Source organism: Protaetiibacter larvae, assembly GCF_008365275.1.
In the GTDB taxonomy this organism is placed as follows: Bacteria; Actinomycetota; Actinomycetes; order Actinomycetales; family Microbacteriaceae; genus Homoserinibacter; species Homoserinibacter larvae.
Window position 1 is genome coordinate 1,517,287 of sequence record NZ_CP043504.1, and the last position, 13,218, is coordinate 1,530,504.

Genomic DNA, 13,218 nt, shown 5'->3' on the forward strand with positions numbered 1-13,218 from the left:
GTCGGATGACCACCGCGTCTGCGCCCCCCGGCGACGCGCCGAGACGGTCGACGGCCGCCGCTCAGGCCGCCGTCGGCGACCCCGCTGAGCTCTGGCGGGTGCCGGTCAGCTACGGCGCGGTCGGCGCCACCCAGGCCGACGATCTGCTGCAGTATCCGCCGCGCGGCTATCGGGCGCTCGAGAAGCGCATCCGGGTGGGTCACGGCGAGCAGCGCTGGGAGTACGCCTGGATGCGGGTGCTCAGCTGGGGCATCCAGCGCGGTGCCGGATTCGAGGTGACGCCCGTGGATGCGCCGCCCGCGGCGACCGCGGCGAGCTACGTGCCGGTCGCCTTCGACGCCTCCGGGCGGCCCGTGCAGCCGGCGACCGTCGGTGACGGCGGCGAGGTCGTCTACACGACGGAGGGCGACGCCCTTGTGCGTCCGGGGGACACCGGGATGTTGCGCGCCCCCTTCTGGCCGGTCGCGTTCCCGGTGCGGGTCGTCTATGTGATCGACGAGCCGACCCGCCGCGGTGCGGCCTTCGGCACGCTCCCCGGGCATCCGCTGGCGGGTGAGGAGCTGTTCCTCGTGGAGCGCCGCGACGACGACTCGGTGTGGCTCACGGTGCGCATCTTCTCGCGCGCCGCCGACGGTCCTTGGAAGCTCGTGCTGCCGGCCCTGCGCGTCGTCCAGGCGTTCCTCGTGCGCCGCTACCTGCACGAGCTCACCGGGCGCATCGGCTGAGCGTTGGTGCGGTTTCGGCCGGATGGCACCCGCGAAACCGCGCCATCCGGCCGAAACCGCACCAGGGCGCGCGCGTTCGTGCTCTCGGGGATCCCGGGTGCGCGGCCCGCCGCTTCCGGGCGGGCCGCAGCGCCGGACAGGATGGGCGCATGCCCGCGCATCCGCCCTCCACGTCCGCACTCACCTACGCCGCGGTGGGGGCGACGCTCGCGGCGGGTGGGATGGCGGTCCCGGCCGGTTTCCAGGCGATCGACCGCGAGGTCGTGCTCGGCAGTGGGCGCGAGCTGTTCGCGCGCGCGGTGGACACCACCATGCGGTGGGGCGTGCAGCGGGGTGCCGGCATCCGGGTGCGATCGCTCAGCCTGGACGAGGGCCGGCCGCTCGCCGTCGGCGACCTCGCGATCCTGCGCATCCCGCTGTGGCCGCGGGATGTGCCGTGTCGCGTGGTGGTGGTGATCGACGAGCCGGATCGCGCCGGCTTCGCCTACGGCACCCTGCCCGGGCATCCCGAGTCGGGTGAGGAGGCGTTCCTCATCGAGTTGCGCCCCGACGGCACGGTCGTGCAGCGCATCCGGGCGTTCTCCCGTCCCGCGAACGCGTTCTTCCGTCTCGGCTATCCCGTGCTCGCGCTCCTGCAGCGCCGTTACACCGACCGTTACCTCCGCTCGCTGCGGGCGGTCTGACCCGCACCCCGGCGCGTGGTGCGGTTTCGGCTGGATGGCACCCGCGAAACCGCGCCATCCAGCCGAAACCTCGCCGGCCACCGGGGCGGGGGAGAATGGGGGGATGCCGAGCGCTCTTCCCCTCGCGGATCCCGCGCCCGCGGACGGGGCGCTGCCCGCATCCGTCGCGGAGGGCGCGACCGGGCGCGACCTCGGCGTGTACCTCCACGTGCCGTTCTGCCGGGTGCGCTGCGGCTACTGCGACTTCAACACCTACACGGCCTCCGAGATCCGCGGTGTGAAGCAGAGCGACTATGCAGCGCAGGCGTCCGCCGAGGTCGCCTTCGCCACCGGGGTGCTCGCGGATGCCGGGGTCGCCCCGCGCGCGGTCTCGACGGTGTTCTTCGGCGGCGGCACCCCCACCCTGCTGCCGAGCGCCGACCTCATCCGGATGCTCGACGCCGTCCGCGACGCCTGGGGCCTCGCTCCGGACGCCGAGGTGACCACGGAGGCGAACCCCGACTCGGTGACCGAGGCGGGCCTCGCCGAGCTCGCGGCGGCCGGCTTCACGCGCGTGAGCTTCGGCATGCAGTCGGCCGTGCCGCACGTGCTGCGCACCCTCGAGCGCACGCACGACCCCGCGCGCATCCCGGACGTCGTGCGCTGGGCGCGCAACGCGGGACTCCAGGTGAGCCTCGACCTCATCTACGGCACCCCCGGCGAGTCGCTCGACGACTGGCGGCGCTCGCTCGAGCTCGCCCTCGCGCAGGACCCCGACCACCTCTCGGCCTACGCGCTCATCGTGGAACCCGGCACCAAGCTCGCCCGCCAGATCGCCCGCGGCGAGGTCGCCGAGCCCGACGACGAGCTGCAGGCGGACCAGTACGAGCTCGCCGACGAACTGCTGGCGGCATCCGGCTTCGGCTGGTACGAGGTCAGCAACTGGGCGACGGACGACGCCCACCGCTCGCGCCACAACCTCGCCTACTGGACCGGTCAGGACTGGTGGGGCGTCGGACCCGGCGCCCACAGCCATGTGGGCGGGGTGCGCTGGTGGAACGTCAAGCATCCCGCCGCCTACGCCGAGCGTCTGGCGGCAGGCGTCTCACCGGCGGCCGGCCGGGAGACGCTCGACGCCGAGACCCGGCGTGTGGAGGATGTGCTGCTGCGCAGCCGCATCGTCGATGGTCTGCCCACCGAGGTGCTCGACGCCGACGGCCGCACCCAGGTGGCGGGCCTCATCGCCGACGGCCTCATCGACGGCCGGAACGCGATAGCCGGCCGCATCGTGCTGACACGACGCGGCCGGCTGCTCGCGGATGCCGTCGTCCGACGGCTGCTGCCGTCGGCTAGCTGACGAACTTGATGGCGAGCGGGTAGGTGTAGTACTCGCCCTTGTTGGCGGCGATCGCGGCCATGATGCCGAACACGATGGCCACGATCGCGGCGGCCGCGATGATGAGGATGCCGATGATGAAGATCGCGGTGATCGAGCCGACCACGTAGGCGATCAGCAGGGTGATCTGGAAGTTGAGCGCCGTCGCGGTGTGCGCGCGCACGAACGGTCCGCGGTCCTTCAGCACGAGGTAGGCGATGAGCGGCGCGATCCAGTTGAACAGGATGCCGCCGATGTGCGTCAGCGTCGCCCAGAGGCGCTCGTCGGACGGGCTCAACGGCTGGGCAGGCTGGGTGTAGGGCGTCTGCGGGGGAGGAGGTGTGGCGGTCATGCCGCCATTAAAGCAAGTGCGCCGGGCTCGACGGCCCGGCGCACCGCGTGTTCAGCAGAGTTCGACTACTTGATGAGCCGCACGGCGAAGGGGTAGCGGTAGCTTCCGCCGCCGTTGACCTTCACGAAGCCCAGGATCGAGAGCACGATGTTGAGCACCCACCACAGGAACGGGAGCCAGCCGAGGAGGCTGCCCACGAACCAGGCGCCCGTGAAGAGCAGGGCGCCGCTCACGATGCCGACGATGATCCAGAGGATCACGATCCCGATCGTGAAGGTGATCTGCCAGTTGAGGGCTTCCTTGGCCTCGACGTTGGTCTTGGCGCCGCGGTCCTTGAAGACCAGCCAGATGATGAGCGAGGGCAGGAAGCCCAGGATGCCGCCGAGGTGGGCGAAGGAGGCCCACTGCTTGTCTTCGGCCTCCGTCAACGGGGCGGCGGGCTGGGGCGCGGGCGCCGGCTGAGCGGGATCGGTCATGGTGGTGGTGCCTTTCTCTTCGTCGAGCGCTGGGGGGAGCGGCAAGCACAAGTTAGCGCGTGCGGTTCCGCGCGGCAACGGATGCGGCGAACCGTGTCGCGGTATTATTGGCAGTCACATACCCGGAGTGCCAGCGCCGTGGCCGTCCTTCGGAACGATCCGGATCCCGCGGAAAGGTGGTGCTCATGGTCTCGGAGCGGAGCCTCGCCGTGCTGCGGGTGATCGTGCAGGACTACGTCGCCACGAGCGAGCCCGTCGGATCGAAGTCGATCGTCGACAGGCACGCCTTCGGGGTGTCGTCGGCGACGATCCGCAACGACATGGCGCAGCTCGAGGAGGACGGCCTCATCGCCGCCCCGCACACCTCCTCCGGGCGGGTGCCCACCGACAAGGGGTACCGCGTCTTCGTGGACCAGCTCACCGAGTTGCGACCCCTCAGCTCCGCCCAGCGCAACGCGATCGAGGCGTTCCTCGGCGAGAGTTCCGACCTCGACGAGGTGCTGCGCCGCACGGTGCGGCTGCTCTCCCAGCTCACCAACCAGGTCGCGCTGGCCCAGTACCCCTCGTTCGGCACCGCGCGGGTGCGGCACGTCGAGCTCGTGGGTCTCGGGCCGCACCGCGTGATGACGGTGCTCATCACCGACACCGGCCGTGTCGACCAGCGCACCGTCGAGAGCGCCGCGGGCGACGACACCGAGCTGCTCGCGCGGCTGCGCGAACGCTTCAACGCCTCGCTCGGCGGAAGCGCCCTCGCCGATGCCGCCATCCTCCTGCGGCAGCTGGCCGACACGCTCGAGCCCGACGACCGTCCGCTCGCGGCACCGCTCATCGCGAGCGTCGCGGAGCAGGTGGCGGCGACGCGACAGGATCGCCTCGTGATGGCGGGCGCCGCGAACCTGGCACGCACCGAACGCGACTTCTCGGGATCCATCTACCCCGTGCTCGAGGCGATCGAGGAGCAGGTGACGATCCTGCGGCTGTTCGGCGAGATGGACCTGGATGCCGACGGCGTCGCCGCGCGCATCGGCCGCGAGAACGCCGACTACGGCCTGGGCGAGACGAGTGTGCTCGCCACCGGCTACGCCGCACCCGGGGGCACCGTGGCTCGGCTGGGCGTGCTCGGCCCCACGCGGATGGACTACTCCGGCAACATGGTGGCTGTCCGCGCGGTCGCCCGATACCTGTCTCGCCTGCTCGGCGACGACGAGCTCCGATAGCAAGAGAGAAGCTGTGGCAGATCACTACGAGGTCCTCGGGGTGGAGCGTTCCGCGACGCCCGAGGAGATCAAGAAGGCGTACCGGAGGCTCGCGCGTGAGCTGCATCCCGACGTGAACCCCTCCGAGGAGGCGGCCGAGCGGTTCAAGTCGGTCACCCACGCCTACGACGTGCTGAGCGATCCCGAGCAGCGCGAACGCTACGACCTCGGCGGCTCGGGCGGTTTCGGCGGCGGCAACTTCGGCTTCGGCGACATCTTCGACAGCTTCTTCGGTGCGGCGGGCGGGCGCTCCAACGGCCCGCGGTCGCGCACCGAACGCGGCCAGGATGCGCTCCTGCGCATCGAGATCGACCTCGACGACGTCATCTTCGGCTCCAAGCGCGAGCTGGAGATCGACACCGCCGTGCTGTGCGAGGCCTGCAAGGGCTCGTGCTGTGCGCCGGGCACCTCGATCACGACGTGCGACATCTGCCGCGGCTCGGGCGAGATCCAGCGCACGGTGCGTTCGCTGCTCGGCAACGTCATGACCTCGAGCCCGTGCGGCACCTGCCGCGGCTACGGCACCATCATCCCGAACCCGTGCCCCACGTGCGCCGGCCAGGGCCGCGTGCGCGCCAAGCGCAAGATCGCGGTGGATGTGCCGGCCGGCGTCGACACCGGCATGCGCCTGCACCTGCCGGGCGAAGGCGAGGCGGGCCCCGCGGGCGGCCCCAACGGCGACCTCTACCTCGAGGTGAAGGTGCGCCACGACGACATCTTCAGCCGATCGGGCGACGATCTGCTCGCCACCCTCGAGGTGCAGATGACGGATGCCGTGCTCGGCGCATCCGTGACCCTGACGGCACTCGATGGCGAGGTGTCGATCGAGATCAAGCCGGGCACGCAGAGCGCCGACATCGTGACGGTGAAGGAGCGCGGCGTCACCCGGCTGCGCGGGGGCGGACGTGGCGACCTCAAGGTCGGCATCCATGTGCAGACGCCCGTGCGACTCAACTCGAGCGAGCTCGACCTCATCAAGCAGTTCGCGTCGAAGCGGCCGCCCGCGAAGCCGCAGTTCTCGAAGTTCCAGCAGGGTCTGTTCGCGAAGCTGCGCGACCGCTTCCTGGGCTGAGCCTGGTGCGCGGCTCCGGTCGCTCGCCCGCCCTCCCATATCAAGGAGTCGAGCATCCCAAATCAAGGAACTCGACGTGCGGATCCGCCTCACGCGTAGCATGCGCCACACGCGTCACACCGACTCCGTGACTTGGGATGCTCAACTCCGTGACTTGGGATGCTCGACTCCGTGACGGGGGATGCTCGAGACCCTGACGGGGGGCGCGGACGGATGCGGGCGGCGCGCGGCGCCGCCGCATGGCACCCTGGAGCTGTGGCGAGCCTCTACCTGACCGACGAGCTCGGCGACGCGCGCCCCGGCGCGCGCATCGAGGTGACGGGCGACGAGGCGCGACACGCCCTGCAGGTGGCGCGCGTGCGGGTGGGTGAGCGGATCGCGCTCGGCGACGGACGCGGCACCCTGGTGCGCGGCGCCGTCGTGGGGGCGGCTGCGGGGATCCTCGCGGTCGAGGTCGACGAGGTGGTGCGGGATCCGGAGCCGCACCCCGAGCTGTGGCTCGCGCAGGCGCTCGCGAAGGGCGACCGCGACGAGCTCGCCATCCAGGCGGCGACCGAGCTGGGGGTGGCGGGGGTGATCCCGTGGGCGGCGGAGCGCTCGGTGACGCGCTGGGAGGGTGCCAAGGTCGCCCGCGGCGAGGAACGCTGGCGCACGATCGTGCGCGAGGCCAGCAAGCAGGCCATCCGCTCCCGGGTTCCCGAGGTCGCCCCGCTCGCCACGACGGCGCAGCTCGCGGCGTTGCCGGGGCTCGTCGTGGTGCTCGAGCCGAGCGCCGGGATCCCGCTCACGGCACTCGAGCTGGCATCCGCGGAGCGCATCACGCTCGTGGTCGGCCCCGAGGGCGGCATCGCCCCGCGCGAGCTGGAGCGGCTCGCGGATGCCGGCGCGCGTCTCGCCCGCCTCGGCACCGAGGTGCTGCGCACCTCCACGGCGGGCCCCGCCGCCCTCGCCGCGATCCACACGCGCCTCGGTCGCTGGTAGCGCCCCGAGGTCCGTGCGAGTCGGTCGATCCACCCTGGGTGGCGGCCCGTTCGCACGATTCTCGGATGCTCAGGGCTCGTCCCGGGCGGTGAGGATGCGCAGCCGCATCCCCGCGACGAGCAGGGCGAGGCCCCGATGCCCGCGTGAGCGCCACGCCACGAGCACCGTGACGAGCGCGAACCCGAGGGCGAGCAGCGCCCCCCACGCGGGCACGAGCAGCAGCGCCTGGAATCCGCCGATCCCGAACGCGAACCGCACCGTGCGCCACAGCACGTGCGGCCGTCGCCCGTCGACGCCCTGCACCCACACGGCGGCCTCGCCGAGCGTCGACCCCGAGAACAGCACCACGAGCCAACTGAGCACGAGCGCGGCGACGGCACCCGCCTCGCTCGAGAGCGCGCCGTCGAGCTCGCCCGGGCGCACCTGGACGAGATACAGCTGCACCGCGTTGCCCACGATCGCGATCGCCACCGTCGTGAGCAGCACGGCGAGCACGTCGCACAGCATGCCGATGAGGCGCCGCCCGAGCGTCACCTCGCCCGACAGGCGGGGGACCGCCGCCGCGCGACGCCGCAGGAACGGCAGCGCCACGAGCGAGCCGAGCAGGGCGCCGAGAGTGTTGGTCGCCAGGTCGGCGGTGTCGAACAGCCGGTAGGCGCACGGGAACGCGCCCCACACCCCGGTCAGCTGCGTGGTCTCGATGAGCAGCGAGATCCCCAGCCCGCTCGCCGTCGCGACGACGAACCCGCGCCGCCACAGCGCGCGCACGAGCACGCCCCACGGCACGAACAGCAGCACGTTGAGCACGAGCTGCTGCAGCGCCGTATTGCGCAGCGGTCCGCCCCCGCGGTTCACGGGATCGAACACGTCGCGCACCGCCTGCAGGGGATCGAGCTCGATCCCCGCGCAGACGATGTCGCCGCTCGGGATCGGCAGCAGCGTGTAGGCCTGCACGCCGAGGATCCACAGCAGCAGCGCGAGCCAGGCGAGCGTCCGCCCCGGGGTGAGACCCCCGCGGCGGCGGTAGCTGACCGCGACGAAGGGGATGAGCAGCACGACCGCGGCAACCGCACCGATCGCGAGCGCGACGAGGCCGGGGAGGACGCGGTCCATGCGGGTATTCAAGCAGGGAGGCGGGGAGCCTCCGTAGAATGGGGGCATGCCGGACGCCCCCACGATCTTCGAGCGCATCATCGCGCGCGAGATCCCCGCCGACATCGTCTACGAGGACGACGCGGTCGTCGCGTTCCGCGACATCGCCCCCCAGGCGCCCGTGCACCTGCTCGTCGTGCCGCGCACGGCCGCCTACCCGGATGTCGCGGCGCTCGCCGACGCCGATCCGGCGCTGCTGGCCCACATCATCGCCGTCGCGAAGCGGCTCGCCGCCGAGCACGCCGACGGGGACTTCCGCCTCATCTTCAACAGCGGCGAGGGCGCCGGCCAGACCGTCTTCCACGTGCACGCGCATGTGCTCGCGGGCGGCCTCACGGAAGGCACCCTTGGCTGACGGCACACCCCGCGAAGGCGCCGCGCACGAGCACGTCGCGTTCGAGGTCGACGGGGTCGCCATGGTGCGGCTGCTCGGCCCGCAGGACCGGCTGCTCACCACGATCGAGCACCAGTATCCGGATGTCGTGGTGCTCGTCCGCGGCAACCAGGTGACCCTGGAGGGTCCCGCCGAGCAGGTGCACGCCGCGGGTCGGCTGGTGGCGGAGCTCGTGGAACTCGTCAAGAAGGGCGTCGACCTGGGGCCCGGGGAGGTCACCACCTCGCGCCGCATCCTCGACCGCGGGGGAGCGCCCGCCGAGGTGCTCAGCCAGGCGATCCTCACCGCGCGCGGCAAGGCGATCCGACCCAAGACGCTGGGCCAGAAGGCCTACGTCGACGCGATCGACGAGAACACCATCACCTTCGGCATCGGCCCGGCCGGCACCGGCAAGACCTACCTCGCGATGGCGAAGGCCGTGCAGGCGCTGCAGCGCAAAGAGGTCGACCGCATCATCCTGAGCCGCCCGGCGATCGAGGCGGGCGAGCGGCTGGGTTTCCTGCCGGGAACCCTCACCGACAAGATCGACCCGTATCTGCGCCCGCTCTACGACGCGCTCAACGAGATGATGGACCCCGAGCTCGTGCCGAAGCTGCTCGCGGCGGGCACGGTCGAGGTCGCCCCGCTCGCCTACATGCGCGGTCGCACCCTCAACAACTCCTTCGTCGTGCTCGACGAGGCCCAGAACACCACGCCCGAGCAGATGAAGATGTTCCTCACCCGCCTCGGCTTCGGCACGAAGATGGTCGTCACGGGCGACGTGACCCAGATCGACCTCCCGGCGGGCGCCTCGGGCCTCCAGCTCGTGACGCGCGTCCTCGACGGCCTCGACGACATCCACTTCTCCCGCCTCACGAGCGACGACGTCGTGCGCCACTCGCTCGTCGGCCGCATCGTCGACGCCTACACGAAGTACGACGCCGAGAAGCAGGCGCGCGCCCACGAGCGGCGGGAGGCGGTCGAGTTCGCCAACCGGGCGGAGCGGCGCAAAGGCATGAACAAGGGCAACGGCAGGAGATAACCGGGTGTCGATCGAGATCAACAACGAGTCCGGCGTCGCGGTCGACGAGGCGGCGCTGCAGCGGCTCGCCAGCTACGCGCTCGACTTCCTGCACGTGCATCCGGATGCCGACCTCGCGATCGTGCTCGTCGACGAGGCCGCCATGGAGCAGCTGCACGTGCAGTGGATGGACGAGCCGGGCCCGACCGACGTGCTGAGCTTCCCGATGGACGAGCTGCGCCCCGGAACCGACGACGAGATCACCCCCGCGGGGCTGCTCGGCGACATCGTGCTGTGCCCGCAGGTGGCGATCGAGCAGGCGAGGTCCGCCGGGCACTCCACCCAGGACGAGCTGCAACTGCTGACCGCGCACGGACTCCTGCACCTGCTCGGCTTCGACCACGCCGAACCCGATGAGGAGAAGGAGATGTTCGGGCTGCAGCGCGACATCCTGGTCGGGTACGCCCACTCCCAGCGACGACGGTAGGCGACGGTGATCGGGCTGTTCATCGCCGCCGCCGTGCTCGCGGTCGCCTTCGGCGGCCTGCTCGCGGCGGTCGACGCGGCCCTCTCGGTGCTGTCGCGCACCGATCTCGTGGATCTCGCGGCACATCACCGCGCACGGAAGTCGCTGCTCGCGATCTCGGCCGACATCGGCGCGCACGTCAACGCGGTCAACTTCATGCGCGTCGTGTCGGAGTCGTTCGCGGCGGTGCTCGTGACGCTCACCTTCGCCGAGGTGCTCGAACAGTGGTGGTGGGTGCTGCTGGCGAGCGCCATCGTCATGACGGGCACCTCCTTCGTGCTCGTCGGCTCGAGCCCGCGCAGCGTCGGGCGCGCGCACGCGAAGGGGGTCGTGTCGTTCTCGGCGCTCATCGTGCGGGCGGTGCGGGTCATCCTGGGGCCGGTCGCGGATGCCCTCGTCGCGCTCGGCAACCGGGTCACCCCGGGGCGCCCCAAGACCGCGGTGACCTTCTCGAGCGAGGAGCAGCTGCTGTCGATGGTCGATGAGGCCACCGAGCTCGAGGTGCTCGAGGAGGACGACCGCGAGCTCATCCATTCGATCTTCGAGTGGGGCGACACCGTGGTGCGCGAGGTGATGGTCCCGCGCACCGACATGGTCACGATCGACGCGGACGCATCCATCGGCGCGGCCCTCGGCCAGTTCTTCCGCACCGGCGTCTCGCGCATCCCGGTGATCGGCAAGGACGCCGACGAGGTGCTCGGCGTGCTTTACCTGCGGGATGTGGCGCGCATCAGCCACGAGCAGCCGCTCGATGCCGCATCCATCGCGGTGAGCGAGCTCGCGCGTCCCGCGGTGTTCATCCCGGAGTCGAAGAAGGCCGACGACACCCTGCGGCAGATGCAGCTCGACCGGGCGCACCTCGCGATGGTCGTGGACGAGTACGGCGGCATCGCGGGACTCGTCACCCTCGAGGACCTCATCGAGGAGCTCGTGGGCGACATCTCGGACGAGTACGACCGCGACCTCGACGAGATCGAGCAGGTGGCCGACGGCGTGTACCGGGTGAGCGCCCGACTCGCGGTCGACGAACTGGGCGACCTGTTCGGGCTCGAACTCGACGACGACGACGTGGACTCGGTGGGCGGGCTGCTCACGAAGGGGCTCGGGCGCCTCCCGGTTCCGGGATCGACCGCCACGGTGTCGGGGCTCGTCCTCACCGCCGAGCGCACGGAGGGGCGACGCAAGCACCTCACGACCGTCATCGTCGAGCGGGACGCCGCCCTCCTCGAGGCGGAGGACGCCTTCGCGGCCGACGCGGGCACCGAGACGACCAAGGTGGAGGAGAAGAAGCGATGACCGAGACCGCACCCGGATTCCGCGCGGGCTTCGCCACCTTCGTGGGGCGCCCGAACGTGGGCAAGTCGACGCTCACCAACGCGCTCGTCGGCGAGAAGGTGGCGATCACCTCGCCCAAGCCGCAGACCACGCGATCCGCCATCCGCGGCATCGTGCACACGGGCGGCGGGCAGCTCGTGATCGTCGACACCCCCGGCATCCACCGGCCCCGCACCCTGCTGGGCGAGCGGCTCAACGCCGTGGTCACCTCGATCCTGGGCGACGTGGACGTGATCGGCTTCTGCCTGCCGGCCGACGAGAAGATCGGCCCGGGCGATCGCTTCATCAACGAGCAGCTCGACCGGTTCCCGCGGGCGAAGAAGGTGGCGATCGTGACCAAGATCGACGCCGTGCCGCGGCCCGCGGTGGCCGAGCAGCTGCTCGCGATCAGCGAGCTGCGCGACTGGGAGGCGATCGTGCCGGTGTCGGCGACGAGCCGCATCCAGCTCGACACCCTGCTCACCCAGCTCATCGGGCTGCTGCCGGAGTCGCCGCCGCTGTATCCGGACGACGCCGTCACCGACGAGACGCTCGAGCACCGCATCGCCGAGCTCATCCGCGAGGCGGCGCTCGAGGGGGTCTCCGACGAGCTGCCGCACTCGCTCGCGGTGACGATCGACGACATCGTGGAGCGCGACGACAAGGAGCTCGTCGAGGTGTACGCGAACCTGTGGGTGGAGCGCGACAGCCAGAAGGGCATCATCATCGGCAAGGGCGGCGCCCGCCTGCAGGAGGTGGGCGCCCGTGCCCGCGCCGGCATCGAGCCCCTGGTCGGCAGCCAGGTCTACCTGAACCTGCGCGTCAAGGTCGCCCCCAACTGGCAGCGCGATCCCAAGCACCTCTCCCGCCTCGGCTTCTAGCCCGCGAGGTGTCACTTATTGCACTTTTCGCGCCCGAATCCTGCAGCTTCTGACATCTCGGCAGCTGTGGATGGGGAGAGCATTCACAGATGTGAGGCGGATCGGGGCGTGCGCGGGGTGCTTCGCGCAAAGGTTCCGGCATGGAACCGCTACCGGAGTCGCTCGTGGGACGCGCATTCAGCGTGCGTGAAGCCGCCGTCGAGGGGGTAGCCGTCAGTCGTCTGAGGCGAAAGGGTCTCGTGACGCCGTTCCGCGGGGTTCGCGCGCCCGCGGATGGCGAGCGAGATCTTGAGTCGCTGTGTCGCGCGTACGTCGAGCGCATGGCCGAAGACCAGTACTTCAGCCATCTCACGGCGGCGCGGCTGCACGGATTCTGGCTTCCGTCGCGGTTCCAGCTCGGCGAGCCCATCCACGTGTCGGTCACCGACACCGCGCGGGCGCCGCGCATCCCGGGTGTGGTCGGCCACCACGTCGATCCCGATCGCGCCGCGTGGACCTGGTTGGACGGCCTCCCGGTTGCGGTACCGCTTGAGGCGGCGCGGATGCTGGCCCCGGCGTTGAGCATCGAGGCTCTGGTCGTGGTGCTCGACTCGCTTCGTCAGCGCTCCGGACGGCTGGTCAGTGAACCCGAGCTCCTCTACATGCTCGCGAAGCACGGTGGTCAGCGCGGGGTGCGCAAGTTGCGGGCTGCGTTCGCACTGAGCAGAGAGGGGTCTGCGTCGGCGAAGGAGACGACGTTGAGGCGCGGGGTGGTGCGGGCGGGCCTGCCCGAGCCGGAGGTCAACGCCCTCATCTCCCGGCCGGGCGAGCCTGAACGCTACGGCGACCTCGTGTGGCGGCGGTGGCGGGTGGTCGCCGAATACGAGGGCGTCCAGCATCAGTCCGACCGAGGCACCTATGTCGGTGACATCACGCGATTCGAGGAGCTCTCGCCCGAGTGGTCGTTCGTCCGCGTGACCAAGGAGCATCTCGCCGATTTCCGCGCCATCGCCGTCCGCATCCTTCGCGCGAGGCGTCAGTAGTTGCAGAATCCGGCGCCGAAACCTGCAACA

15 protein-coding genes are annotated in these 13,218 nt (G+C 71.1%); 12 read left to right on the forward strand and 3 right to left on the reverse strand.

Going from position 1 to position 13,218, the window contains the following annotated elements:
• Window positions 1–5: 5 nt before the first annotated feature.
• From FLP23_RS07155 to hemW, 3 genes are all read left to right on the forward strand, one after another.
• Window positions 6–725, forward strand: coding sequence for a DUF1990 domain-containing protein (locus FLP23_RS07155; RefSeq protein WP_149325219.1), 720 nt, complete (start codon window positions 6–8; stop codon window positions 723–725).
• 149 nt (window positions 726–874) lie between these two features.
• Window positions 875–1,408 (forward strand): DUF1990 domain-containing protein, encoded by a 534-nt coding sequence (locus FLP23_RS07160; protein WP_149325220.1) that lies wholly within the window; start codon window positions 875–877, stop codon window positions 1,406–1,408.
• A 103-nt stretch (window positions 1,409–1,511) separates the two neighbouring features.
• Window positions 1,512–2,744 carry a radical SAM family heme chaperone HemW gene (gene hemW / locus FLP23_RS07165; RefSeq protein WP_149325221.1) on the forward strand — a complete coding sequence of 411 codons (1,233 nt, stop codon included), beginning with the start codon at window positions 1,512–1,514 and terminating at the stop codon, window positions 2,742–2,744.
• Here hemW and FLP23_RS07170 read toward each other — a convergent pair.
• Together FLP23_RS07170 and FLP23_RS07175 are read right to left on the reverse strand one after the other, a co-directional pair.
• Window positions 2,737–3,114 (reverse strand): DUF4870 domain-containing protein, encoded by a 378-nt coding sequence (locus FLP23_RS07170; protein WP_149325222.1) that lies wholly within the window; start codon window positions 3,112–3,114, stop codon window positions 2,737–2,739. The genes hemW and FLP23_RS07170 overlap by 8 nt on opposite strands.
• A 65-nt stretch (window positions 3,115–3,179) precedes the next feature.
• Entirely contained in the window at window positions 3,180–3,590 is a 411-nt protein-coding gene (locus FLP23_RS07175; RefSeq protein ID WP_149325223.1) for a DUF4870 domain-containing protein, read from the reverse strand.
• A 185-nt stretch (window positions 3,591–3,775) separates the two neighbouring features.
• Here FLP23_RS07175 and hrcA point away from each other — a divergent pair, with 185 nt between their 5' ends.
• The 3 genes from hrcA to FLP23_RS07190 all read left to right on the forward strand — a co-directional run bounded on the left by hrcA (window position 3,776) and on the right by FLP23_RS07190 (window position 6,899).
• Complete coding sequence (gene hrcA / locus FLP23_RS07180; protein WP_149325224.1) at window positions 3,776–4,807, forward strand: heat-inducible transcriptional repressor HrcA; 1,032 nt, start codon at window positions 3,776–3,778, stop codon at window positions 4,805–4,807.
• 13 nt (window positions 4,808–4,820) lie between these two features.
• Window positions 4,821–5,918 carry a molecular chaperone DnaJ gene (gene dnaJ, locus FLP23_RS07185; RefSeq protein WP_149325225.1) on the forward strand — a complete coding sequence of 366 codons (1,098 nt, stop codon included), beginning with the start codon at window positions 4,821–4,823 and terminating at the stop codon, window positions 5,916–5,918.
• Window positions 5,919–6,173: 255 nt separating this feature from the next.
• Window positions 6,174–6,899: a 16S rRNA (uracil(1498)-N(3))-methyltransferase gene (locus tag FLP23_RS07190; protein ID WP_149325226.1), complete on the forward strand. Its 726-nt coding sequence runs from the start codon at window positions 6,174–6,176 to the stop codon at window positions 6,897–6,899.
• Window positions 6,900–6,968: 69 nt separating this feature from the next.
• Here the strand turns inward: FLP23_RS07190 and FLP23_RS07195 are convergent, their stop codons facing one another.
• Entirely contained in the window at window positions 6,969–8,012 is a 1,044-nt protein-coding gene (locus FLP23_RS07195) for a VanZ family protein (protein WP_168200402.1), read from the reverse strand.
• 46 nt (window positions 8,013–8,058) lie between these two features.
• On the opposite strand from FLP23_RS07195, the gene FLP23_RS07200 reads away from it, so the two are divergent.
• The 6 genes from FLP23_RS07200 to FLP23_RS07225 all read left to right on the forward strand — a co-directional run bounded on the left by FLP23_RS07200 (window position 8,059) and on the right by FLP23_RS07225 (window position 13,188).
• Window positions 8,059–8,406, forward strand: coding sequence for an HIT domain-containing protein (locus FLP23_RS07200; protein WP_149325228.1), 348 nt, complete (start codon window positions 8,059–8,061; stop codon window positions 8,404–8,406).
• A complete protein-coding gene (locus FLP23_RS07205; RefSeq protein WP_425468239.1) occupies window positions 8,399–9,466 on the forward strand; it encodes a PhoH family protein in 1,068 nt (355 codons plus the stop codon). Before FLP23_RS07200 ends, FLP23_RS07205 begins: the two co-directional genes overlap by 8 nt.
• A 4-nt stretch (window positions 9,467–9,470) precedes the next feature.
• Complete coding sequence (gene ybeY / locus FLP23_RS07210) at window positions 9,471–9,932, forward strand: rRNA maturation RNase YbeY (RefSeq protein WP_149325230.1); 462 nt, start codon at window positions 9,471–9,473, stop codon at window positions 9,930–9,932.
• 6 nt (window positions 9,933–9,938) lie between these two features.
• Window positions 9,939–11,267: a hemolysin family protein gene (locus FLP23_RS07215; RefSeq protein ID WP_149325231.1), complete on the forward strand. Its 1,329-nt coding sequence runs from the start codon at window positions 9,939–9,941 to the stop codon at window positions 11,265–11,267.
• Window positions 11,264–12,166, forward strand: coding sequence for a GTPase Era (gene era / locus FLP23_RS07220; RefSeq protein WP_149325232.1), 903 nt, complete (start codon window positions 11,264–11,266; stop codon window positions 12,164–12,166). The genes FLP23_RS07215 and era overlap by 4 nt, the downstream gene beginning before the upstream one ends.
• 239 nt (window positions 12,167–12,405) lie before the next feature.
• On the forward strand, window positions 12,406–13,188 hold the full coding sequence (locus FLP23_RS07225; protein ID WP_210413804.1) for a hypothetical protein: 783 nt from the start codon (window positions 12,406–12,408) through the stop codon (window positions 13,186–13,188).
• Window positions 13,189–13,218: the final 30 nt, after the last annotated feature.

Coding starts and splice junctions, on each gene's coding strand:
- FLP23_RS07160 (WP_149325220.1), top strand. CDS start 875: ATGCCCGCGCATCCGCCCTCCACGTCCGCACTCACCTACGCCGCGGTG.
- FLP23_RS07170 (WP_149325222.1), bottom strand. CDS start 3,114: ATGACCGCCACACCTCCTCCCCCGCAGACGCCCTACACCCAGCCTGCC.
- FLP23_RS07195 (WP_168200402.1), bottom strand. CDS start 8,012: ATGGACCGCGTCCTCCCCGGCCTCGTCGCGCTCGCGATCGGTGCGGTT.
- FLP23_RS07155 (WP_149325219.1), top strand. CDS start 6: ATGACCACCGCGTCTGCGCCCCCCGGCGACGCGCCGAGACGGTCGACG.
- era (WP_149325232.1), top strand. CDS start 11,264: ATGACCGAGACCGCACCCGGATTCCGCGCGGGCTTCGCCACCTTCGTG.
- FLP23_RS07175 (WP_149325223.1), bottom strand. CDS start 3,590: ATGACCGATCCCGCTCAGCCGGCGCCCGCGCCCCAGCCCGCCGCCCCG.
- FLP23_RS07200 (WP_149325228.1), top strand. CDS start 8,059: ATGCCGGACGCCCCCACGATCTTCGAGCGCATCATCGCGCGCGAGATC.
- hrcA (WP_149325224.1), top strand. CDS start 3,776: ATGGTCTCGGAGCGGAGCCTCGCCGTGCTGCGGGTGATCGTGCAGGAC.
- hemW (WP_149325221.1), top strand. CDS start 1,512: ATGCCGAGCGCTCTTCCCCTCGCGGATCCCGCGCCCGCGGACGGGGCG.